Here is a 22,035-nt window from a genome sequence, read left to right as displayed (position 1 = left end):
CAAAAATGGATCTTTCTTCCCCCTTCAATGCCGGCCGCCGCACCTGGCTGACCGGCGCCGCCGCGCTTGCCGCCGGCGCCCTCCTGCCCGTTCCGGCGGGCGCCGCCCAACCCGCCGCGGATTATCCCCGGCGGCCGGTACGGGTCATCGTGCCCATGCCCCCCGGCGGCGCCACCGACGGCACCGCACGTCTGATCGCGCAAAAGCTGGGCGAAGCCTGGGGCCAGAGCGTCGTGGTGGAAAACCGCGCGGGCGCGGGCGCCATCGTCGGCACGCAGGCCGTCGCACGGGCCGAGCCGGACGGCTACACGCTGGGCATGGTCATCAGCTCGCACACCATCAATCCCGCCATCCGCAGCAACCTGCCGTACGACACGCTCAAGGATTTCACGGCCCTGACCCAGATCGGGTCGGCCGTGATCGCGCTGGTCGCGCATCCCGCCTTCCCGGCGCAGGACGTGGCGGGGCTGGTCCGCCTGGCGCGGGCCCAGCCCGGCGCGCTGGAGTATGCGTCGCTGGGCGTCGGCACCGCCACCCACCTGGCCGGCGAGATGCTGAAGGTCAAGACCAACGTGGACCTGGTCCATGTTCCCTACAACGGCAGCGCGCCTGCCTACAACGACCTCCTGCCCGGCCGCATCCGCCTGGGCTTCGTGCTGCTGGAATCCGCCCTGCCGCACATCCAGGCCGGCAAGCTGCGCCTGCTGGCCATCACCAATGCCAAGCGCAGCCCCGCCCACCCGGACTTCCCCACCGTGGGAGAAACCGTTCCCGGCTACGCGTCCGAAAGCATCCTCGGCTTCGTGGCGCCAGCCGGCGTACCCGCGCCCATCGTGCAAAAGCTATCGACCGACCTCGTCGCCGCCATCAAGCGGCCGGAAGTCGTGCGCCAGCTCAGCACCTGGGGCACCGACATCGTCGCTTCCACGCCGGCGGAATTCGATGCCTTCATCCGTGCCGAGATCGCGGAAAATCGCAGCATCGTGAAAGCGGCCGGCGTAAGAATGATGGATTGACCCCGCGCGCCGGCCCATGAAAAAACCGCCATGCCTTTGCCGGCACGGCGGTTTTCTTTTCCAGCGACAGGCGTCTACCGATTACGAGTGGTAGGCGCTTTCTCCGTGGGTCGTGATGTCCAGGCCTTCGCGCTCTTCCTCTTCGGAAACACGCAAGCCCAGCAGCGCATCAGCGATCTTGTAGGAGATCAGCGCGACGATGGTGGTCCAGACGATGGTGATGATCACCGCTTCGATCTGCACCCACAGCTGGCCCATGATGGTCACGCCTTCCACGCCCGGGCCGCCCAGCACCTTGGCGTTGAAGATACCGGTCAGCAGCGCACCGACGATACCGCCCACGCCGTGGACGCCGAAGACGTCCAGCGAGTCGTCGGCCTTGAGCAGGCGCTTCAGGCCATTCACGCCCCAGACGCAGATCACGCCAGCGGCCAGGCCGATGACGAGCGCGCCCACCGGACCGACCACGCCGGCAGCCGGCGTAACGCCCACCAGGCCGGCGACCGCGCCGGAAGCACCGCCCAGCATGGAGGGACGGCCCTTGACGGCCCATTCGGTGAACACCCAGCCCAGCACCGCGGCGGCGGTCGCGACCAGCGTATTCATGAAGGCCAGCGCCGCCACGTTGTTGGCCGACAGCGCCGAACCGGCGTTGAAACCGAACCAGCCCACCCACAGCAGCGACGCACCGATCATGGTCATGGGCAGGTTGTGGGGCGACAGGGCTTCCTTGCCGAAGCCGATGCGCTTGCCGATCACGTAGGCGCCCACCAGGCCGGCCACGCCAGCGTTGATGTGGACCACGGTGCCGCCCGCGAAGTCGAGCGCCCCGCGCGCGAACAGGAAGCCCTGGGTATCGCCGCCGAACCAGACCATGTGCGCGATGGGAATATAGGCAAACGTGAACCACAGGACCATGAACAGCAGCACGGCAGAGAAACGCGCGCGCTCGGCGAAGGCGCCGACGATCAGGGCGCACGTGATGCCGGCGAACGTCGCCTGGAACGCGGCGAAGCTCAGTTCAGGCACCGTGCCGGACAGCGGGAAGGTTCCGGTTTCCGCATCGAACAGGCCTTTCAGGAACAGCCGGTCCAGCCCGCCGAAGAAGGCGTTGCCGCTGGTGAAAGCCAGCGAATAGCCATAGATGAACCACAGGACGATGATGAGCGAAAACGTCACCAGGACCTGCATCAGCACAGACAGCATGTTCTTGCTACGGACCAGGCCGCCGTAGAACAGCGCCAGGCCCGGTACCACCATCAGCAAAACGAGGATGGTGGAAGTGCTCAGCCAAGCCATATCGGCCCCCACCAGCGTGGGAGCTTCCTCCGCCAGCGCGGGGCCGGCAAACAGTGCCAGCACCAGCGCCAGACCCGCCCCGAGTGCCTTGACCAAAGAAGAATGCATTGTTTTCATTTTTGAATCGTCCTATCAGAGGGCGTCCTTGCCGGTTTCCCCGGTACGAATACGAATGACTTGCTCGAGCGGGAACACGAAGATCTTCCCGTCCCCGATCTTGCCGGTGCGCGCGGAATTCTCGATCGCCTCGACCGCACGATCGACCAGGTCGTCTTCCAGCGCGATCTCGATCTTGACCTTGGGCAGAAAATCGACCACGTATTCGGCGCCCCTGTAGAGTTCCGTGTGGCCTTTCTGGCGGCCGAAGCCCTTGATCTCGGTGACCGTGATGCCCTGGACCCCGATACCGGAGAGGGCTTCGCGCACCTCGTCAAGCTTGAACGGCTTGATGATTGCAGTGATGAGTTTCATGACGAACCCCACATGTTGATGAATCGAATGGCTGACCGGAAAGCGGCCTGGCGGCCGCCGCCGGGGTCAGAACGCTTTGCTCAGGCTAAGCACCGCGCCGAAGCGGCCGGCATTCTTGCCCTTGTTGGTGATAACCCAGTCCTTCTCGCTCGTCCCGACCAAGGACAGGCCCAGCATCCAGCCGTTCAGGTCCTTGGTCACGCCGGCCTTGTAGTCGACGTAGTGGCTTAGGCCGGCGGGGTCGTTCTTCAGCTTCTGGTAGCCGACGTGCGCGTTGGCGCCCCAGCCGTTACCCAGGTCGAACGCAGCGCCCAGATCCAGGTAGTAGTTGTTCTTGCTGTCGGGGGTATTGAAGAAATCGGTCATGCCGTGCGAATACTTCAGCGTAAACGGCCCCCAGCCCACCGCGCCGTACAACTCGAAGTTGTCGATGGTGCTACCGTTCAGATCGGAGCCGGGGTAGTAGTAGTAAAGGCCCCCGACGTCGAACTTCAGGCCCTCGTATTCGAACTTGTAGCCCCCATAGAAGTCCATTTCAATATTGCCGCCGCTGTACAGCTCGCTGGCGACATTCGAGTTCCAGTTGCCCAGGTAGAAGCCCGACTTGTGGGCAAAATCGAAGCCGCCCTGGAATGCCGGCTTCAAGTTGGTCTGGCTGAATCCGCGGAATCGATAGTCGCTGAAGAGACCGGCGTTACCGGTGAACGTGAAATCGGGTTCGGGCTCGGCCGCAAAGGCGGCCGAGGTCGCGCCCAGGGTGCCCATGGCCAGGGCTATCGCAAGCAGTCTCTTCTTCATCTATGTCGCTCCGAAGCGGGGTTATCAGCCAAGCGGTGCAGGTGCGTGGGTGGCGCAACCGGCGTGAACGCAGGAAAAAGCCGCCGCAGATGGCGGCCCTGACTGTTACCGAGCATTTCCCGTGCCAGCTTGCGCCGCCCACGGAGCGCACCATGCCTGGCCACAGAAGGAACCAATCTGGTGCGCTCGTGACCGAAGAAGCGAACAAGCCGCACCATTATGTTGCACACCCGCTCGGGGCCGGGCCGGACTACACTGGAGGTCGTCAGCCCGCATGAGAGGAAGCGCATCATGATCCATCGCACCGACTGGTTCGAAGACTTGCAGAAGAACATCTCCGACCTCATCGCCCGCAGCCCGGCGGCCGACATCGAGCGCAACGTCAAGGGATTTCTGGGCCAGACCTTCACCCGCCTGGACCTGATTACCCGGGAAGAATTCGATATCCAGACCGAGCTGCTGGCGCGCACGCGCGCAAAGGTCGATGCGCTGGAAGCGCAGGTCCAGGCACTCGAAGCCCGGCTGATTGCCCTGGAAAATCGATCGTCGCAACCTTAAGGCCCATGCCCCGAGACGGGGCATGGCTGTTCCGCTCCGGCCGCGGGCAGCATCATCCGGGCTCGAAATCCGCGGCCACTTCCGTCAGCAGATTGGCCATGTGCCGCGCGGCGGGTCCCACGTCGGAAGGATTGCCGAACATCAGGTAGAGCGGCACGCGGCGCGTGCCGCCCTTGTCCAGCGGCAGCTCCAGCAAATGGCCGGCCGCCAGTTCCGTTGCCACCAGATGGCGGGGCAACCACGCATACCCCAGCCCCGTACACACCATCTGCAGCGACGTTTCCATCCCCGTCACCGTCCATCTCCGCGGCGCGCCGAGCCAGCCATCGTCGCGCGGGCTGACCGTGCCGGAATCGCGGATGACTACCTGCATATGCTTTTTCAGGTCTTCGGTGGTGAGGGACCAGCTCAAGCCATGGAGCGGATGATGCGGAGCGGCCACCGCGACGAACTCGATATCGAGGATCAGGTCCCCCAGGAAGCCCGTAGGCACCCGAGTGCCCACCACGATGTCCGCCCTCCCCTTGACCAGCGCCTCGTCGGCGCCCGACAGCACCACCTCCGATAGCTGCACCCGCGTCTGCTCGGCCGCTTCCATGAAACGCGTCAAGGCGCGCAACAACAGCGGCGTAGGAAACGCCATGTCGACGACCAGCCGGATCTCCGGTTCGCGCCCCTTGCCCAGGCTCTGCGCCAGCAACTCCAGCTGGCGGGCTTCGTTCAACAGGCCGATTGCCTCTTCCAGCAGCACCTTGCCCTTTTCCGTCAGTCTTGCCTTGCGCCCCTCGATCGCCAGGATCTCCACGCCCACTTGTTCCTGGAGCTTGGCCACCATGTAGCTCAGCGAAGACTGGCTTCGGTGCAAGGCCTGAGCAGCCTGGGCATACCCGCCATGATCCACGATGGCTTGCAGGATGCGCCACTGCTCCAGGGTTGTTCTTAACGTGAGCGTATTCATCGAAAAATATGATTAATTTGCACGAAAATTACCGCTTTTTTATCTAACTTACGAAACCTAGACTTTCTTACCGAGGAACTGCAATGAAACTTTAAGGGTTGTCGCCGCGAGGTCAAACGACGCTCCGGTTCCAAGCCCGGAGCACATATGGATACCCTGCGCGCCAATACCCGGATTCTATTTACCCTCCTGCTTCAAGAAACGTCCAGGATGGGCTACCTGCTTGCGGTGCACGAGGCGCTGAGCACGAAGACCATGGCATGCCGGCTGTGCACCGACCCGAAGGAGCTGCGACGCAGCCCCGACAACGTGCCCGCCGCCTACCTGTTCGACTGCTCCGTAGAAAACACGCATCCGCTATGGCAATGGACCCATACCATACGCGCGCTGCAGCCCGCTTTCATTGCGGCGCTCGTGGATGACCGTCCAGGCGTCGCGGACGTGCTGAAAACCTGGCCCGTCAATCTGTATATCCCCGCCCAGGCCACGGCCGTCGACGTCGCGGACACATTCATCGCGGGCGCATCCCAATGGCATCACCGCTCGCCGTTCGACGACCATCGCGAACCGGAAAACGACTGGCCTTTGAGTACGCCCGGAAGCCTGTCCGGCTGGTCTCCGAAGCGGGAGCAGAACGAAGCACTCTACGCGCGGCTGTTGGAAGAAGTGCAGCAGTCGCAGCGGACCACACCCCCGGTACCGGCCTGGTTCGCTCCACCGCCGTCGCCCGGCACGCAAAGCCTGGGTCGGCCCGAAAATCCGTTCCAAGCGGAGACGGCGGTCCCGCGGGAAACACGGCCTGCCGCCGCGCCCGATGAAGAAAGAAAAAAAGGGGGAGAAGGAGAAAAACCATCGCGGTGGATCCTGGCTGACCAAGGCTTTTCCCTGGTGCCGCCCAAGGGGAAGACCGTGCACCTGACACGGGCCGAAAGAACGTTGCTGCTCTGGTTTTCCCAGGCGCCGAATGGCCTGATTACACATGACGCCATCGAATCGGCCGAGCCCGACGTCCCTTTCCAGACCCGGACGCTTGTATCCGTGATCGTCAGCCGGCTACGCACCAAGTGCGCCGCAGTGGGCATCGAGCTTCCTATTACCTCCCGGCGGGGGCTGGGCTATCAGTTCACGGAAATGTTGACGCCCGGGACGGCGGAAAGGTGGTCACGCGAATGAGTCCTGGCGCCCCAGCAACACCTGATCGACGATACGCTGCGGGGCGGCGACGAATAGTGAAAAATAGAGGGCTTTGCGCGTCCGCGCCTGCCGCGGCCGACGTGCTGCGACCGCGCCGAGGAGTGATGCCCGCATGCCGAAGTCAGAGTCCCCGTCCCGTCCACCCGCCATCGGCCTGAGCAGCGCCGCGCGCGACCTGTACCGCGCACTCTGGCGCCACGCTGCAGGCGTGCGTGCCCACATGCTCGGCGCCGCCGGCCTGCTGTCGGCGGCGCAGCTGCTGCGCCTGACCATGCCGTGGCTGGCCTCCCACGCAATCAACGCGCTACAGCAGGGCAGCCTGGCCAATGCCGGCCGCTGGATCGTCTACCTCGTCGGCGTCTATTTACTCTCATGGCTGCTCCATGGTCCGGGCCGGGTGCTGGAACGCAACGTGGGCGTGCGGGTACGCGAGCGCTTGGCGGACCAGCTCTATGGCCGTATCGCCGCGGCACCGCTGGCGTGGCGCGACGGCCGGCACTCGGGCGAATTGCAGCACCGCGTGATGCAGTCCAGCCGTGCGCTATCGGAATTCGCCCAGAACCAGTTCGGGTATCTGCAAAGTGCTTTCAATTTCGTCGGGCCCCTGGTCGCGCTGGCCCTGCTCTCACGCACCAGCGGCACGATCGCCATAACGGGCTACGTGATCATCGCCCTCATCATCTTGCGCTTCGACCGTGCGTTGATGCAGCTGGCCCGCGCCGAGAACGACGCGGAGCGCCGCTATGCCGCTGCGCTGCTCGATTTCGTCGGCAATGCCGGCACCGTGATAGGCCTGCGGTTGCAGGCCGCTTCGCGCAAGGTGCTCGGCCGCCGCATGGAAGCGGTGATGGCGCCGCTACGGCGCGCGGTCATGGTCAACGAAGGCAAGTGGTTTACGGTGGACCTGCTCGGCATGGGGCTGACCTGGATCCTGGTGGTGGTCTACGTGCTGCAATCGCGCCAGCCCGGGCAGGCCGTGATGCTGGGCACCGTATTCATGATCTACCAGTACGCGCAGCAGGCTGCCACGGTGGTCGGCGCGATGGCGACGAACTTCCAGAGCTTCGCGCGCATGCATACCGACTACACCAGTGCCGAGCCGATCTGGGAAGCCCCCAGCGATCCCGATGCCGCGGTGCCGGCCGTGGTTCCGGATGCGCCTTGGCAGACACTGGAACTGCGCGGCGCCACCTGGCGCTACGCCGACGACGCGCGCGGCGGCCTGCATGGCATCGACCTGATACTGCACCGGGGCGCGCGCGTGGCGCTCATCGGTCCCAGCGGAGGCGGCAAGAGCACGCTGCTGCGCATGCTGGCCGGGCTCTATCCTCCGCAGCAAGGTGAGCTGTTGCGCGATGGCGCGGTGGTGGACTGGACCGAGCTACGCACCCTGGCCACGCTGATCCCTCAGGAGGCCGAGGTGTTCGAGGCCAGTGTGGAAGAAAACCTCACCTTCGGCGAATCGGCCGATGCAGCGGCGCTGCAGTCCGCCGTCCATGCGGGCGTGTTCGACGAAGTTCTGCAGCGCATGCCCGAAGGCCTGGCCAGCCCGCTCAACGAGCGCGGCGGCAACCTCTCCGGCGGCCAGCGGCAGCGGCTTGCATTGTCCCGGGGTGCGCTGGCGGCGCGGGGAAGTTCGCTACTGCTGCTGGACGAACCGACCAGCGCGCTGGACCCGCAAGCCGAGGGCCGCGTGTTCGACCGCATGGTCGCCGCCTTCCCGTCGGCCTGCATCGTGGCTTCGGTGCACAGGCTGAGCCTGCTGGCGCGGTTCGATACGGTCGTGGTGATGGAGGCCGGCAGGGTGGTCGATGCGGGCCCGCGCGACGAGGTGCTGGCGCGGCGCATGCATGGCGACCCCCTCACCCCCGTATCCGCCCCCACAAATACGCCACCGCCGCCACCACTGCCACCGACGTAATCGGGTGCTGCCGGATCACGTCCTTCGCGCATAGCAGCGCGTTCTCCAGCGCGTCGCTGCCCTGCTCCAGGGCATCCGACGCAACATCCTTCGCGCGATGTGCGGCGCTGGACACCTTGTCCGCCGTGGCGTGAGCGGCTTGCTCGACCGTGTTCGCGCCTTCTTCCAGCACGTCCTTTGCCTTTTCCACGTTGCCGTTCGTCGCCATGATGTTCTCCTGGTTTGGGTTCGCCTTGAGTATTCCCAACAATCGGCGGGCAAACCGCAACGGGGTGCAACAGGCGGTCATCGCCTTTTATTGACGGGCGCCATCGCGGTGCTTATGATGACTTCCGATATGCGAAACTTTGTTTCGCATTTTACGGACAGGTGCTGCTGCCGGTCTTCCCCCTGCCATCCGGACGGAGGCGTTCATGAAGATTCTCACCTTCTTTGTCGGCGTGGCCCTGTCGTTTGCCGCGTTCACTGCCGCGGCGCAGGATACCGGGCACCCGATACGCATCGTCGTGCCCTTCCCGGCGGGCGCCACGCTGGACAATACGGCACGCAGGCTGGCACCGCTGCTGTCGCGCCAGCTGGGGCAGCCAGTGATAGTGGAGAACCGGGTCGGCGCGGCCGGTAACGTGGGCGCCCAGCACGTGATGCGGTCCGAGCCCGATGGCTTGACCCTGCTCTACACCGCTCCGGCCACGCTGGTGGTGAACAAGCATCTCTATCCGAAGATCGGCTTCGACCATACGTCGTTCGCGCCGGTCTCGCTGGTGGCTACCAGCCCCTTCGTACTGTTCGTGCCGGCATCCTTTCCGGTGCGCACTTTCCAGCAATACATCGACTACGCCAAGAAGAATCCGGGCCGCCTCTCCTATGGGTCGATGGGCGTAGGGACGGCGTCCCATCTTTTGCTGGCCGCACTGAACGGCGAAGCCGGTACCGATATCCTGCACGTGCCCTTCCTGGGCGCGGCACCGGCGCTGAACGCTTTGCTCGGCTCGCAGGTGGACTCGATGACGACGGGGCTGACCTCGACCATGGAACACATCAAGGCCGGCAAGCTTATCCCGCTGGCGATCACCAGCCGGGAACGCAATCCGGTGCTGCCGGATGTGCCCTCGATGAACGAGTTCTATCCCAAGCTCGAACCGACAGGTAACTGGTTCGCCTTCCTGGCCCCGCCCAACACGCCGGCCGCCGCCACCGAGCGGTTCGCGCGGGCGCTCCAGACCGTGCTCAAGGACGAGACCTTGAAGGCGGACCTTGCCCGGATCGACGTCAAGCCGGTAGGCAGCACGCCGGCCGAACTGGCCGAGTTCATGGACAAGCAGGCGCGGGTCTGGGGCGAAGTGATCGTGTCGAACAACATCACGGTGCAATAGCGCGGCGGGGCCGCGAGGCGCATTCCGCTCAGGCGACGCTGCGGAGCGATTCGTCCGCCTCGTCCCCCGGATCGCCATCGGCGTTCAGCTCCCGGGGAGCGGGCGTGGCGGTGATTTTCTCGAGCAAGTACACCAGCGCGACTTGCTCGGCCGGGGTCAGCCCTTCCATGGTGAGTTCGGCTACCTGCTGCGACCGCGGGCGCATGGCGTTGACCATCTCCATGCCCGCCGGCTCGAGCGACACGAAGGACTTGCGGCGGTCGCTGGGGTCTTGCTGTATGGCGACCAGGCCGCGCATCTCCAGCCGCTTGACGACGTCGCGCGTGGTGGCGGCGTCGATGTCGGCCTTGCGGCCGATCAGGGCGAGCGAGCACGGGCCGTGCTTCTCCAGCACGTACATCACGGCGAACTGCACCGACGTCATGCGCGGATCGACGCATAGCCGGCTGTAGATCGCCTGGTTTTTCTGTACGGCTTTCCGCAGCAGGTGTCCCACCTGCTTCGTGAAATCGAATTCTGTGGTCATGTTCTTGGGCCGTCCTCCACGGGCGTCGCTGCATGGGACGACTCCCAGCCAGGGATTATAAGCACGCCAAATTCGAGTGTATACATCGACACATTCCCATATTTTTAGGGAAAACTCTTATAAAAATCGAACGTATACATTGTATTATTTCCGCAAGGCAGTTGCGTGCCCGCCGGTGCCGAGCGATGGCGGCGTGCAACCTCGAACCCAATGTCCATGGTGGTGATATGAAGCCCGCGCCGTTCCAATACGTCCGGCCTGCCAGCGCGCAGGAAGCGGTCGCGCTCCTGCAGCGCCACGCCGATATGGCGCGGTTGCTGGCGGGCGGGCAGAGCCTCGTGCCCATGATGAATTTCCGTATCGCGCGGCCCGAGGTATTGATCGACCTGGGCGCCTGCGCCGAACTGGCCTTCATCGACCGCGAGGCCGATCGCCTGCGGATCGGTGCCATGACTCGGCAACGGACGGTAGAACTGGATGCCGGCGTACGCGCCATGTGTCCGCTGGTCACCATGGCCCTGGAGAACGCGGGCCCGGTGCCGGTGCGCAACCGGGGCACAGTGGGCGGCATGCTGGCCAATTGCTACCCGGCCGCCGATTTGGTCTGCGCCGCGCTTTGCCTGGACGCCGAGCTCGAAGCCCTGGGGCCGTCCGGCATCCGCACCGTACCGGCCCACGAGTTCTTCATCGCGGAATTCACCACGGCGCTGGAACCCGATGAACTCTTGTTCGCCTTCTCGATTCAGTGCAAGCCAGGGCGCCGCTATGCCTACCGGAAGGTGAGCGACCACGCAGCCGGCGCCGCGGCGGTGGCCATCGCGCTGGCCGCTACGCCCCCAGCGTCTGCAACGTCCGGCTGGACCGACGTCGCCGCCGGCGCACTTGGCTTCGACAGCGTGGCTATCCGCCTGTCCACGCTCGAGCAGGGCCTGTCCTCGACCGCGGCGCCGGCCCCCGCCCAGATCGCCCGATGGCTGGCCGACGATCTGGCGCAATGCGGATCCGACCCGGCCGAACCGGAGGCGGCCTACAAGGTACGCGCCGCCGCCGCCCTGGTACGCCAGTCGCTGCCCACCCTCCTTCACCCTGAAAGGTAGCCATGACGCCATCGCAAGACCCGCCACGCGCACCGGGTGGCACAGCACGCATCGGCGACGCGATTCCCCGGCTGGAAGACGACCGGCTGCTGCGTGGCGAAGCCTGCTTCCTGGACGACGTCGGCGACCTTCCGGGGATTTTGCATGCGTGCTTCGTGCGCAGCCCGCACCCGCACGCCCGCATCGCACGCATCGACACTTCCGCCGCCCAGACCTTGCCGGGCATCGTCGCGGTATTGACCGCGAAGGACCTGGAAGAGCAGGTGCGCCCCATCCTGGCGGACATGGCACTGCCCGGCTTCGTGCAAACCACGCGCGACGTGCTGGTCAGCGACCGGGCGCGGTTCGTCGGCGACGGCATTGCCCTGTGCGTGGGCGAGGATCCGTACCAGGTGCTGGATGCGGCGGAACTGGTCGATGTGCAGTTCGATCCCTTGCCTGCAGTGGCGTGGCTCGAGGACGCGCTGGCCGAGGATGCGCCGCGGGTCCATGACAACGTTCCCGGCAACCAGGTGTTCCGGGGCAGTTTCGCGACACCCGGCTTCGATGCCGAGCAGGAGGCGGCCCCGCTGCGCCTGCGAGAGGAATTCCGCAGCGGGCGCATTGCCTGCGTATCGATGGAGCCGCGCGGCTGCATCGCGCACTATGACCCGGACGCCGGCCGCCTGCGCTTCTGGTCTTCCACCCAGGTGCCGCATATCCTGCGTACCTGCCTGGCGGAGCAGCTGGGGCTGGACGAATCCGCCATCACGGTCATCGTGCCGGACGTGGGCGGCGGCTTCGGCGGCAAGACCACCGTGTACCCGGACGAGATCGCCGTGGCGGCCGCCGCCATGCGGCTGGGCCGGCCCGTGAAATGGGTGCAGGACCGCTACGACGATCTGCTGACCACCTCGCAGGCCCGCGATCATCGCTACCTGGTCGATGCCGGCTTCGACCATGAAGGCAGGCTGCTGACCCTGGACGTGGACGTGGCCGTGAACGTGGGCGCCTATCCCATGCTTCCCTTCGGTTCCAGCCTCGAGGCGAACGGCGCGCCGCGGAACATGCCGGGGCCCTACCGGCTGCGCCACTTCCGCTATGCGACCCAGGCCGTGTTGAGCAACACCTGCGGCACGGGCGCCTATCGCGGCGTCGCGGCGCCGCTGGCCTGCTTCGTCATGGAAAGCGTGATGGACCGCATCGCGGCCCGCCTGAAGCTGGACCCCGCCGAGGTGCGGCGCCGCAACCTGGTTACCGAGTTTCCCTACGTCAACGTGCTGGGTCTGACCTACGAGGAGGGCTGCTTCCTGCCGGCCCTGGACCGTGCCCTCGAACTCATCGATTACCGGGGCTTCCGCGCGGAACAAACAGCCCAGGCCCCCGAGAGCCGAGTGCGCAAAGGCATAGGTTTGGCCGTCATTACCGAGCAGACGGGCATGGGCCGCGCCCGCTACCAGGCGCGGGGGCTGCTGCGCATACCGGGCCACGAAGCCGCGCGCGTAACGGTGCAGGCCGACGGCATGGTGGAAGTCTTCGTCAGCCAGGCCTCGCAGGGCCAGGGCCACCAAACCGCGTTCGCACAGATCGCCGCCGATACCCTGGGTATTCCGATCGACCGCATCTCGGTCGTGGAAGGCGACACCGCCCGTACGCCAGGCGGCACGGGGACCTTCGCCAGCCGCGGCATGGTGCTGGCCGGCGGCGCCGTGGAAAAGGCGGCCCAGGCGGTCAAGCGCCGCATGGCCGCGGCGGCGGCCGAGGGCCAGCCAGCAGGCGGCTTCAGCGAGGAGGCCCAACACGACATTCCCGGCATCCGCCTCGCGAGCGGCGTGCACGCGGTGACGGTTCAAGTCGACCTGGATACCGGCAAGGTCGCCATCGACGACTATGTGGTGATCCACGACTGCGGCCGCATGATCAACCCGATGATGGTCGATGGCCAGATCCACGGCGCAGTGGTGCAAGGCATCGGCGAAGTGCTGCAGGAGCAGGTGAGCTACGCCCGGGACGGAACGCCCTTGAGCGTGAGCCTGCTGGACTATCACCTGCCGCGCGCCAGCACGCTGCGCAAACTGGTGGTGGAGGCCATGCACACCGAAGCCGGGGCCAAGACCTTCAAGGGCGTGGGCGAAAGCGGAACCATAGGCGCGGTACCGGCGCTGGCCAACGCCATTGCAGACGCCCTGGCGGACCTGGGCATCCGCCCCACGCGTCTTCCCCTCGATCCTGCCACCCTGGCCGGCCTGATCGGCCAGGTCGAAGCCGCGCAGGCACCGGAGACCCAACATGCATGACACCGGATCCGAACCGGTCGGCCAAGCCACCGTTCGCGTACGCGTCAATGGCCGCGAGGTGACCCAGACCGTGGAATGCCGGCTGCTGCTGGCGGATTTCCTGCGGCATCACGCCAGCCAGAAAGGCACCCATATCGGCTGCGAGCACGGCGTGTGCGGCGCCTGCACCGTGCTGGTCGACGGCGCGAGCGCGCGCAGCTGCCTGATGTTCGCGGTGCAGGCCGACGGCCGAGAGTTGATCACCGTGGAAGGGCTGGGCTCGGGACAAGCGTTGAACGCGCTGCAGGCCGCCTTCAAACGCCACCATGCCTTGCAATGCGGCTTTTGCACGCCGGGCTTTTTGGCGGTAGCCACCGAGCTGCTGCAGCACAACCCCGACCCCACCGCCGAGGAAGTGGTCGCGGCGCTGGACGGCAATCTTTGCCGGTGCACGGGCTACATCAACATCGTCAACGCGGTGCTCGATGCCGCGCGGCAACTGCGCGAAGCCGCCGGCGCCGGGAGCCGGCCATGACGCCTCGCCGCCCGACCCTGCCCCACGCGGTGCGCAGCCTGCTCGACTACATGAGCGTCAAGCCCGGCGAGACCGTGCTCATCACGGCCGACACCGGCACCGATATGAAGGTGGCCGATGCCCTCTTCCTCGGCGCGCTGGATCTGGACGCGCAGCCCGCCATCGTCCGCATGCCGCAGCTGCCCTTCCAGGGCCAGCTCGCCGATCCGCACATACCGGCCCCTGCACGCGCCGCCATGCTCGCCGCGGACTGCTGGATAGACCTGACCTTTCCCTACCTGGCGGGCTCGCATGCCCATGACGAAGCCATGAAGCAGGGCAAGACGCGCTACCTGCTGGGCGGCGACCTTCATGAAAAGGCCTTCTGCCGCCTTTTCGGGGCGCTGGACTTCGACCGCTACTACCAGGCGCAGGCGGTGTTCGACCAAGTGCTTCGTGCCGCGATCGGCAAAACCTGCCGCATCACCAGCCGTACCGGCACCGACGTTTCCTTCCGGCTCGACAAGGCGCCATTCGCCAAGCCGCGCCGCGTCACGCAGCCCGGCATGTACGTGGTTCCGGGAACCTGGACCATCGCTCCCGACATCGAATCGGTAGCCGGCACCATCGTGGTCGAACGCGGTTTCCACGAAGCCTATGGCGTGTTCGGCTCGCCCGTCACACTGTACATAGACCGGCAGGTAATCGACGTCGCCGGAGACGCGGCGGCATTGGCCCCGCTCCGGCGCGCCATGCTGCGGGCCGGCAATGGCAAGGGCTACGGCGGCGTCATTCATTTTTCGCACGGCATGCATCCGGCAGCCATGCTGACCGGGACTTGCTTCATCGAGGACTCGCGCACGCTGGGCAGCAATGCCATAGGCCTGGGTATTCCCTGGTGGCTGCCCGGCGGCGGAGAAAACCATCCCGACGTCGTGCTCACCGGCCATTCCGTCTGGATAGACGGCGTGCCCATCATCCAGGACGGCCTGATCGTCGGCCCGCCCGAGCTGGTGGACGCCGTCGGGCCGCTGGCGCCGACTTATCCGCCCAACATCACGGACAGCGTGACATTGGCGCGTCCCCCACACATCCCTGGTTAAAGGTACCCGCAGATGCACATGCAAGACGAGCAGACATTGCCGGCCGCGCAAGAAGCCGTATGGAAAGCGCTCAACGATCCGGAAGTGCTGCGCCAGGCCGTTCCCGGCTGCACCGAACTGACCCGCACCGCGGAGGACAGCTTCGACGCCACCGTGGAGATCAAGATCGGCCCGATGAAGGTGCGGTTCAAGGCCAAGGTCAATCTGCTGGAGATCAACGCGCCGTCCGGCTACGTCATCAGCGGCGAAGGCATAGGCGGGGTAGCGGGTTTTGCCAAAGGCTCGGCCCGCATCGATCTCTCCTCCGACACCCCGGCGGAAACCACCATGCGCTACGAAGCCGACATGCAGATCGGGGGAAAAATCGCGCAGCTGGGCGCCCGCCTCATCGATACCACCGCCCGCAAGTACGCCGAACAGTTCTTCGCCAACTTGCGCGCCCTACTGGCGCCCGCCGCCGACGCCCCGGCCCCCGCAACGCAGGCGTAGCCCGCGGCGTCCCCCTGAAACCCTCGTCCTGACAGGTCCAGCATGAATCCCTTTCATTTTCTTCGTACACGAAGTGTATTGGCGCTGATGGCAAGCGCGCTGCTATCCGGCACTTGCCTGGCGGACAGCTTTCCCAGCAAGCCGCTGCGCATTTATGTGCCCAACCCGCCGGGCGGCGGCGGCGACACGATCGCGCGGCTGGTCGGCAGCAAGCTGGCGGAACGGCTGGGGCAGACCGTCGTAGTCGAGAACAAGCCGGGCGGCAGCTCCGTCATCTCGACCGATGCCGCGGCCAAGGCCGAACCGGACGGCCACACGCTGGCCTTCATTACCGACACGCACTCGATCAACCCCGTGGCCAACGCCAACCTGCCCTACGACTCGATCCGCGATTTCGCCCCGGTCGCCCAGCTCATCCGCGGCGACTACATCCTGGTCGCCAGCCACAAGTCGGGCATCCGCGACCTGCAAGACCTGATCACCAAGGCCAAGGCCCAGCCGGGACGCTATTCCTACGGGTCGACCGGCATCGGCTCGGTCCACCACCTGGCCATGGAACTGATGAGCCATAAGGCCGGCATCAAGCTCTCCCACGTCCCCTATAAAGGCGTGTCGCAAGCCATGGCCGACGTCCTTCCCGGCCACATCGACCTCGTGCTGTCCGGCACCGCGGGCGGCGTGGTCCCCGCCGTCGCCGCCGGCAAGCTGGTCGGCCTGGGGGTCACGGGTTCGTCGCGCGTGGCCGCCGTGCCGGACGTGCCGACATTCGCCCAGGCGGGCCTGCCGCAGTTCGATTCCAGCTTCTGGTTCGGTTTCGTGGCGCCGGCCAAGACGCCGCCCGCGATCGTGGACCGGCTTAATCGCGAAATCATCGCTGTGCTCAAGTCCGACGAAGTGAGCGAGAAACTCGCCGGCTACGGTATGAAGGCGGCCCCGCCGCTGTCGCCCGCCGAGTTCCGGCAATTCATGATCGAGGACGCCAAGCGCTACAAAGACCTGATCGAATCCACGGGCACCAAGCTCGACTGATCCGGGGCCGATAGGAAAAAGGAAGCTCAATGTCCAAGAAGTATCGAATCGCGGTGGTCGGCGCAGGAATGGGGGGGCTGCTGGCGGCATGCATGCTGCAGCGTGCCGGCCACGCCTGCACCGTGTACGAGCAGGCGCCCAAGCTGGCGAAAGTCGGCGCCGGCATCAACGTCGCCCCCAATTCCACCCGCATCTTCCGCGCGCTTGGCCTGGAACAGCAAATGCTGGAGGCGGGCATCCAGCCCAAGCTCAAGTTCAGCCGCGAGTGGGACACCGGCGAGCTGCTCTATACGGTGCCGGTGCCGGAACTGCGCGCACGCTATGGCGCCCCCTTCCTGGCTTTCCATCGCGGCGCGCTGCAAGAAGTCCTCTATAGCGCGCTCGAACCGGACACCGTGCAATTCGGACGGCAACTGGCCCGCCTGGAGCAAACACCCGATCACGCCCGGCTGGATTTCGCGGATGGCTCCAGCGTCGAGGCAGACATCGTCATCGGCGCGGACGGCGTGCACTCGCGGGTGCGCGAAAGCCTCTTCGGCGCCGCGCCGGCGGACTACCACGGCTTGGTCGCATACCGCTCGCTCATCACCGGCTCCGGGCTGAAACCGGCGGACAACACCAAATGGTGGGCGCCCGACCGCTATGTGCTGATCTACTACACCACCGAGGCGCGCGACGAGATCAACCTCGTCACCGGTAGTCCGCAGCCGTGGACCCACGGCGACTATCAGCCGCGCCCGGCCTCGGCGCAGGACCTGCTGGACACCTTCCGCGGATTCCACGAAGAGGTCCAGGAAGTGCTGCGGGCGGCCACGTCGGTCACCTGCTGGCCCATGCTGGAGCGTGTGCCGTTCTCGCCCTGGAGCCAGGGCCGGGCCGTGCTGCTCGGGGACGCCTGCCATCCGACCACGCCCCACATGGGACAGGGTGCGGGCATGGCGTTCGAAGATGCCGTCGTGCTGGCGCGCTGCATCGATGCCTTCGGCGACGATCTGACGGAAGCCTTCGGACGGTACGAAAAAGCCCGCCACGCGCGGACCTCGCGCATCCAGCACGAGTCGCACGAGAACCAATGGACCAAGAAGGGGATGGATCCGGACTGGGTCTACGGCTACGACGCGCTGACCGTCCCGCTTTGATAGAACGGACTATGCCCCCACGCTAAGCGGGCGACAAAAAAACCCGGAGCGGTCATCCGCCCCGGGTAGCCAAATGCGCCTTGCGGCGCCACGTGCTCTTTACTGCGTCGCGCTTTACTTCTTCAGGTCCAGCGCCACGTCGACGATCATGTCTTCCTGCCCGCCCACCATTTTCCGGCGGCCCAGCTCGACCAGGATGTCGACCGTCTTGAGGTCGTACTTGGCGGCGGCGGCTTCGGCATGGCGCAGGAAGCTGGAGTAGACACCCGCATAGCCCAGGGCCAGCGTTTCGCGGTCCACGCGCACCGGGCGGTCCTGCAACGGACGCACGATGTCGTCGGCCGCATCCATCAGCTTGTACAGGTCGCAACCGTGGTTCCAGCCCATGCGCTCGGCCGCGGCGATGAAGACTTCCAGCGGCGCGTTCCCGGCGCCCGCGCCCATGCCCGCCAGGCTGGCATCGATACGGTCGCAGCCTTCTTCCACCGCAACGATGGAGTTGGCCACACCCAGGCTCAGGTTGTGGTGGGCGTGGATGCCGGTCTGCGTTTCCGGCTTGAGCACATCCTTGAACGCGCGGAAGCGGTCCCGCACGTCGTTCATGTTCAGCGCGCCGCCCGAATCCACCACGTACACGCACGAAGCGCCGTAGCTTTCCATCAGCTTGGCCTGCTCGGCCAGCTTCTGCGGCGTGTTCATGTGGCTCATCATCAAAAAGCCCACGGCGTCCATGCCCAGCTCGCAGGCATACTCGATGTGCTGCTTGGAAACGTCGGCCTCGGTGCAATGGGTAGCCACGCGCACGACGCGGGCGCCCGCATCATAGGCATTGCGCAAGTCGTGCACAGTACCTACGCCCGGCAGCAACAGCGTCGCAACCTTGGCATGCTTGACCGTTTCCGCCACGGCGGAGATCCATTCCAGGTCGGTATGCGCGCCGAAGCCGTAGTTGAAGCTCGAGCCCGACAGGCCGTCGCCATGGGCGACCTCGATGCTGTCGACGCGTGCTTCGTCCAGCGCCTTGGCGATCTGGCGAACGTTCTCGACGCTGTACTGGTGGCGGATGGCGTGGCTGCCGTCTCGCAGCGTGACGTCGGAAATATAGAGTTTCTTGTTGCTCATAATGCGGTCCTCAGGCGGCTTCCACCAGGTGGGTCTGCGCGAAGCGCTCGGCGCACGCCAGCGCGGCCGAGGTCATGATGTCCAGGTTGCCGGCGTAGGCGGGCAGGTAGTGGGCAGCGCCCTCCACTTCCAGGAACACGGAGGTCTTCAGGCCCGACAGCTTGCCCAGGCCCGGCACGTTCAGCGGCGCGCTGGCGGGGATCTCGTCGAACTGCACGCGCTGCTTCAGGCGATAGCCCGGCACATAGCTCTGCACGGTCGCGACCATCTCGGCGATGCTGTCCTCGATCGCCTTGGTGTCGGCCATTTCCGATAGCGTGAACACCGTGTCGCGCATGATCAGCGGCGGCTCGGCGGGGTTCAGGATGATGATGGCCTTGCCGCGCGCGGCGCCACCGATCACCTCGATCGCCTTGGACGTGGTTTCGGTGAACTCGTCGATGTTGGCCCGCGTACCGGGGCCTGCCGACTTGCTGGCGATGGAAGCGATGATCTCGCCGTAATGCACCTTGGCCACGCGCGAGACGGCCTTGACCATGGGAATGGTGGCCTGGCCGCCGCAGGTGACCATGTTGATGTTGGGCGAATCCAGGTGTTCGTCGATATTGATCGCCGGGATGACGTACGGGCCGATGGCCGCCGGCGTCAGGTCGATTACCTGCACGCCCTTGGCCTGCAGCAGTTCGTTGTGGCGCTTATGGGCGCCGGCCGAGGTCGCGTCGAAAGCGATGCGGATCTCGTCGAAATCAGGCATGGCGAGAAGGCCATCGATGCCGCCCGCGGTAATGGGCACGCCCAGCCGCTCGGCGCGCGCCAGGCCGTCGGATTTCGGATCGATCCCGACCATGGCGCCCATCTGCAGGTGCTTGCCATGCCGCATGATCTTGATCATCAGGTCGGTGCCGATATTGCCCGACCCGATGATCGCCACTTTGGATTTGTTGTCGTCTTGCCGCCCCATGAGCCGCTCCTGAGTGTGGTGATGCTGATACGGATACGGCGGATAGTATCTTCCAGATGGGGGGAAATAGCCTTGCTTTTTTTGGGTTTTCTACCTGTTAAAGCAGAAGATCCTTCTTTTCAGACCTACTTATATGGAAGAAACCCCTTCATCGCTAGACGAAAGCGCCTAGGGGGCACCGAACTGGCGTGAAACCCCGCGATAACCGCGCTGGACGGGCATGTCATGACGCGCGCGTACCCACGTCCTGGAACCACCCCAAAGGCCGATAAAGATGCGACCTGCCCTTTCACGTCACGGTTTTCCGCAGCTTTGGGGCGAGCGCATCAAAGATGTCCACGTCCATTCCCTCAGCCGCTCCCGCTGCGTGCAGCACCGATTCCAACTGGGTCAACCATTGCATTGCGACCGGATCGGCAGAGTCGCGCTCCTCTACGCCCTTGAGGTCTTTCAGGGCGCGCCACACCAGGAATCCGGACTGAGATTCGGGATCCTTCAAGGCATCCAATCGAGCATTGATAAGGGGATGCGCGCACGCGCCCTCGAGAAGGACTGGCCACAATGACTCGGCTGGCAGCCCGGCTTCGCTGCCCAATCGTGCTCCTAGCGCAAACGCGGCGTTATACGACAGATAAATAAACTGCACGACCGCCTTGAGTTGGCTGCCGCTGCCACTGCCCCCAGCATGCACCACCCTGCCGCCCAGGCGTGCGAGCCATGGCTCGGCAAGCTTGAACGCGTCGGTATCGCCGCCGACCATGACGCAGAGCCGTCCTTTCTCAGCACCGAGCGACCCCCCTGTGACCGGGGCGTCCAAATAACGAATGCCAAGACGGTCGAACCGGGAAGCGAAGCCTCGCGATACGGAAGGAGGCGTCGTACCCATGTCCACCACCAATCGGCAGGTATTGGGGCCGCCTTTCTCCCAGCGCTGCAGCAAAGCCTCGACGCCATCGGGTGTAGGCAAGCATAGAATGCACACGCTCGCCTCCGGATTCCCGAGTTCAGCGGCCTCGCACACCACCCCGCCGGCGGCGCGCCAAGCCTGCCGCGCGGTTTCCTGCGTGTCCCATGCTCGCAAGGACACACCGCTGTTCAGCAGCTTGAGAGCTAGTGGATAGCCCATGCGGCCCAGCCCCACGAAGCAGACATCGTCCGCCATGCTCATCCGTCCACCGATTGCGCGGCGGCCTGCAGAGCCTGGGCCTGCTGCTTGGCGATCTGATGCAGCATACGACGCAGGCGGACGATGCCGATATCGGTCTGGAACAATCCTTCACGATGCCGAGCGTTATGGTCGATGGTCTCGATCATCTCCTCGTCCTGCGCCGCGACATAGGCATGCCGCGCGTCGAGCCGGTTAACGTAGAAGAACCTCCACAAGTCCCGCCGCCAGCCACTGGATCGTTGATAGCGAAAGAACCAGATTAAGGTGCGGTTTTCGTCTATGGGGGTTGGATAACCCAGGATCCGGAAGAAATTTCCTCCGACCGATTTCGGGTAGGGGATCTCGGTTTCGATCCAGATATTGTTGCCCGGACGGTAGGTTACGTACGTGTGGTCGATATTGACGCCGGCCTGGTTGTCCCTATAGATCTCGAATCCATCGGGAGTTTCGTCCAGCATAATGACCGAGCTCTTCTTGCCAAACCCAAGCGTGAACGTGTCATTGTGTAGATAGCTGCCGTGTATCGGGTCCACGCGGTTATCAAGCGGACCGCTGTAGTGGCAGTTCCATTCCGTCATGTAGAGAAACCCCGACCACTCCTCCGAGGTCAACGGTTCGGGCAACCAGAACTCAGGAACCTCGTCGCTGGTTCCGTCCGAAAAATACAGGAATATCGCACCGTTCGACTCTCGCAAGGCGTAAGTTCGATTGCGCTTCTCCCCGTGGTACGCACAGCTTTCCACAGCGGGAACTTCTGCCACCGTGCCGTTCGGCGCAACCACCAGGCCGTGGTACTTGCACGCGATACCCCCATCGACCGCGACACCTTTCGACAGTGCTGCCCCGCGATGGGGACAGAAATCTTCAAGGGCGTGGGCTTGCCCGGCAGCGTCGCGCCACAGAACGATGCGTTGGCTAAGCCGGGTGAGGCCAAGTGGCCGCGCACCCACCTCTTCGCTGCGGCAGACCAGATACCATTGATTCAGAATGCCGGTGCGCAGGATCGATTCCGCATTAGGTATCGACGATGTATTTTTCATGATC

General features: G+C 65.0%; 22 protein-coding genes. 12 read left to right on the top strand and 10 right to left on the bottom strand.

Translation table 11 applies throughout. The features are described 5' to 3' along the window. Nucleotides 1–5 precede the first annotated feature (5 nt). Nucleotides 6–1,016, top strand: coding sequence for a tripartite tricarboxylate transporter substrate binding protein (locus QHC78_RS11955; RefSeq protein WP_319744715.1), 1,011 nt, complete (start codon nt 6–8; stop codon nt 1,014–1,016). 81 nt (nt 1,017–1,097) lie between these two features. Here QHC78_RS11955 and amt read toward each other — a convergent pair whose 3' ends face one another. The 3 genes from amt to QHC78_RS11940 form a co-directional block, all read right to left on the bottom strand. Further along, nucleotides 1,098–2,315, bottom strand: a complete 1,218-nt coding sequence (gene amt / locus QHC78_RS11950; RefSeq protein ID WP_413816459.1) for an ammonium transporter — start codon at nt 2,313–2,315, stop codon at nt 1,098–1,100. A gap of 132 nt (nt 2,316–2,447) precedes the next feature. Beyond that, a complete protein-coding gene (gene glnK, locus QHC78_RS11945; protein ID WP_319744714.1) occupies nt 2,448–2,786 on the bottom strand; it encodes a P-II family nitrogen regulator in 339 nt (112 codons plus the stop codon). 66 nt (nt 2,787–2,852) lie between these two features. Continuing rightward, nucleotides 2,853–3,584 carry a TorF family putative porin gene (locus tag QHC78_RS11940; protein WP_319744712.1) on the bottom strand — a complete coding sequence of 244 codons (732 nt, stop codon included), beginning with the start codon at nt 3,582–3,584 and terminating at the stop codon, nt 2,853–2,855. A 291-nt stretch (nt 3,585–3,875) separates the two neighbouring features. On the opposite strand from QHC78_RS11940, the gene QHC78_RS11935 reads away from it, so the two are divergent. Next, nucleotides 3,876–4,142, top strand: coding sequence for an accessory factor UbiK family protein (locus tag QHC78_RS11935; protein WP_319744711.1), 267 nt, complete (start codon nt 3,876–3,878; stop codon nt 4,140–4,142). Nucleotides 4,143–4,194: 52 nt separating this feature from the next. Here QHC78_RS11935 and QHC78_RS11930 read toward each other — a convergent pair whose 3' ends face one another. Continuing rightward, the gene (locus QHC78_RS11930) at nt 4,195–5,100 is read right to left on the bottom strand and encodes a LysR family transcriptional regulator (protein WP_319744710.1); all 906 of its coding nucleotides are present in this window, start codon (nt 5,098–5,100) and stop codon (nt 4,195–4,197) included. A 147-nt stretch (nt 5,101–5,247) separates the two neighbouring features. On the opposite strand from QHC78_RS11930, the gene QHC78_RS11925 reads away from it, so the two are divergent. Together QHC78_RS11925 and QHC78_RS11920 are read left to right on the top strand one after the other, a co-directional pair. Continuing rightward, a complete protein-coding gene (locus tag QHC78_RS11925) occupies nt 5,248–6,273 on the top strand; it encodes a winged helix-turn-helix domain-containing protein (RefSeq protein ID WP_319744708.1) in 1,026 nt (341 codons plus the stop codon). 133 nt (nt 6,274–6,406) lie between these two features. After that, complete coding sequence (locus QHC78_RS11920) at nt 6,407–8,215, top strand: ABC transporter ATP-binding protein (protein WP_319744707.1); 1,809 nt, start codon at nt 6,407–6,409, stop codon at nt 8,213–8,215. Here QHC78_RS11920 and QHC78_RS11915 read toward each other — a convergent pair. Then, on the bottom strand, nt 8,157–8,423 hold the full coding sequence (locus QHC78_RS11915) for a hypothetical protein (RefSeq protein WP_319744705.1): 267 nt from the start codon (nt 8,421–8,423) through the stop codon (nt 8,157–8,159). The two genes, QHC78_RS11920 and QHC78_RS11915, sit on opposite strands and share 59 nt — an antisense overlap. Before the next feature lie 205 nt (nt 8,424–8,628). Between QHC78_RS11915 and QHC78_RS11910 the strand changes: the two genes are divergently transcribed. After that, a complete protein-coding gene (locus QHC78_RS11910; RefSeq protein ID WP_319744703.1) occupies nt 8,629–9,588 on the top strand; it encodes a Bug family tripartite tricarboxylate transporter substrate binding protein in 960 nt (319 codons plus the stop codon). A 28-nt stretch (nt 9,589–9,616) separates the two neighbouring features. Here the strand turns inward: QHC78_RS11910 and QHC78_RS11905 are convergent, their stop codons facing one another. Beyond that, nucleotides 9,617–10,114, bottom strand: coding sequence for a MarR family winged helix-turn-helix transcriptional regulator (locus tag QHC78_RS11905; protein WP_319744702.1), 498 nt, complete (start codon nt 10,112–10,114; stop codon nt 9,617–9,619). Nucleotides 10,115–10,341: 227 nt separating this feature from the next. On the opposite strand from QHC78_RS11905, the gene QHC78_RS11900 reads away from it, so the two are divergent. The 7 genes from QHC78_RS11900 to QHC78_RS11870 all read left to right on the top strand — a co-directional run bounded on the left by QHC78_RS11900 (nt 10,342) and on the right by QHC78_RS11870 (nt 17,740). Next, nucleotides 10,342–11,211, top strand: coding sequence for an FAD binding domain-containing protein (locus QHC78_RS11900; RefSeq protein WP_319744701.1), 870 nt, complete (start codon nt 10,342–10,344; stop codon nt 11,209–11,211). 2 nt (nt 11,212–11,213) lie between these two features. After that, nucleotides 11,214–13,487 carry a xanthine dehydrogenase family protein molybdopterin-binding subunit gene (locus QHC78_RS11895; RefSeq protein WP_319744699.1) on the top strand — a complete coding sequence of 758 codons (2,274 nt, stop codon included), beginning with the start codon at nt 11,214–11,216 and terminating at the stop codon, nt 13,485–13,487. Then, nucleotides 13,480–14,001 carry a (2Fe-2S)-binding protein gene (locus QHC78_RS11890; protein ID WP_319744698.1) on the top strand — a complete coding sequence of 174 codons (522 nt, stop codon included), beginning with the start codon at nt 13,480–13,482 and terminating at the stop codon, nt 13,999–14,001. Before QHC78_RS11895 ends, QHC78_RS11890 begins: the two co-directional genes overlap by 8 nt. Next, nucleotides 13,998–15,083, top strand: a complete 1,086-nt coding sequence (locus tag QHC78_RS11885) for a 2,5-dihydroxypyridine 5,6-dioxygenase NicX family protein (RefSeq protein WP_319744696.1) — start codon at nt 13,998–14,000, stop codon at nt 15,081–15,083. Before QHC78_RS11890 ends, QHC78_RS11885 begins: the two co-directional genes overlap by 4 nt. Nucleotides 15,084–15,101: 18 nt before the next feature. Then, nucleotides 15,102–15,572: an SRPBCC family protein gene (locus QHC78_RS11880; protein ID WP_319744695.1), complete on the top strand. Its 471-nt coding sequence runs from the start codon at nt 15,102–15,104 to the stop codon at nt 15,570–15,572. 87 nt (nt 15,573–15,659) lie between these two features. After that, nucleotides 15,660–16,601, top strand: coding sequence for a Bug family tripartite tricarboxylate transporter substrate binding protein (locus QHC78_RS11875; protein WP_319744909.1), 942 nt, complete (start codon nt 15,660–15,662; stop codon nt 16,599–16,601). Nucleotides 16,602–16,630: 29 nt separating this feature from the next. Further along, nucleotides 16,631–17,740, top strand: a complete 1,110-nt coding sequence (locus QHC78_RS11870) for an FAD-dependent oxidoreductase (RefSeq protein ID WP_319744693.1) — start codon at nt 16,631–16,633, stop codon at nt 17,738–17,740. Nucleotides 17,741–17,854: 114 nt separating this feature from the next. On the opposite strand, the gene dmpG is transcribed toward QHC78_RS11870, so the two are convergent. From dmpG to QHC78_RS11850, 4 genes are all read right to left on the bottom strand, one after another. Continuing rightward, nucleotides 17,855–18,862, bottom strand: a complete 1,008-nt coding sequence (gene dmpG, locus QHC78_RS11865; RefSeq protein WP_319744691.1) for a 4-hydroxy-2-oxovalerate aldolase — start codon at nt 18,860–18,862, stop codon at nt 17,855–17,857. Between the two features lie 10 nt (nt 18,863–18,872). Beyond that, nucleotides 18,873–19,823, bottom strand: coding sequence for an acetaldehyde dehydrogenase (acetylating) (locus QHC78_RS11860; protein WP_319744689.1), 951 nt, complete (start codon nt 19,821–19,823; stop codon nt 18,873–18,875). A 289-nt stretch (nt 19,824–20,112) separates the two neighbouring features. Continuing rightward, nucleotides 20,113–20,985 (bottom strand): NAD(P)-dependent oxidoreductase, encoded by an 873-nt coding sequence (locus tag QHC78_RS11855; protein WP_319744687.1) that lies wholly within the window; start codon nt 20,983–20,985, stop codon nt 20,113–20,115. A gap of 2 nt (nt 20,986–20,987) precedes the next feature. Beyond that, nucleotides 20,988–22,031: an aromatic ring-hydroxylating dioxygenase subunit alpha gene (locus QHC78_RS11850; RefSeq protein ID WP_319744685.1), complete on the bottom strand. Its 1,044-nt coding sequence runs from the start codon at nt 22,029–22,031 to the stop codon at nt 20,988–20,990. Nucleotides 22,032–22,035: the final 4 nt, after the last annotated feature.

It is taken from the genome of Pigmentiphaga sp., from assembly GCF_033795525.1.
GTDB lineage: Bacteria > Pseudomonadota > Gammaproteobacteria > Burkholderiales > Burkholderiaceae_B > Pigmentiphaga.
Note: the sequence above shows the minus strand (reverse complement) of the source record. Positions and strands in the feature narration are given on the sequence as shown.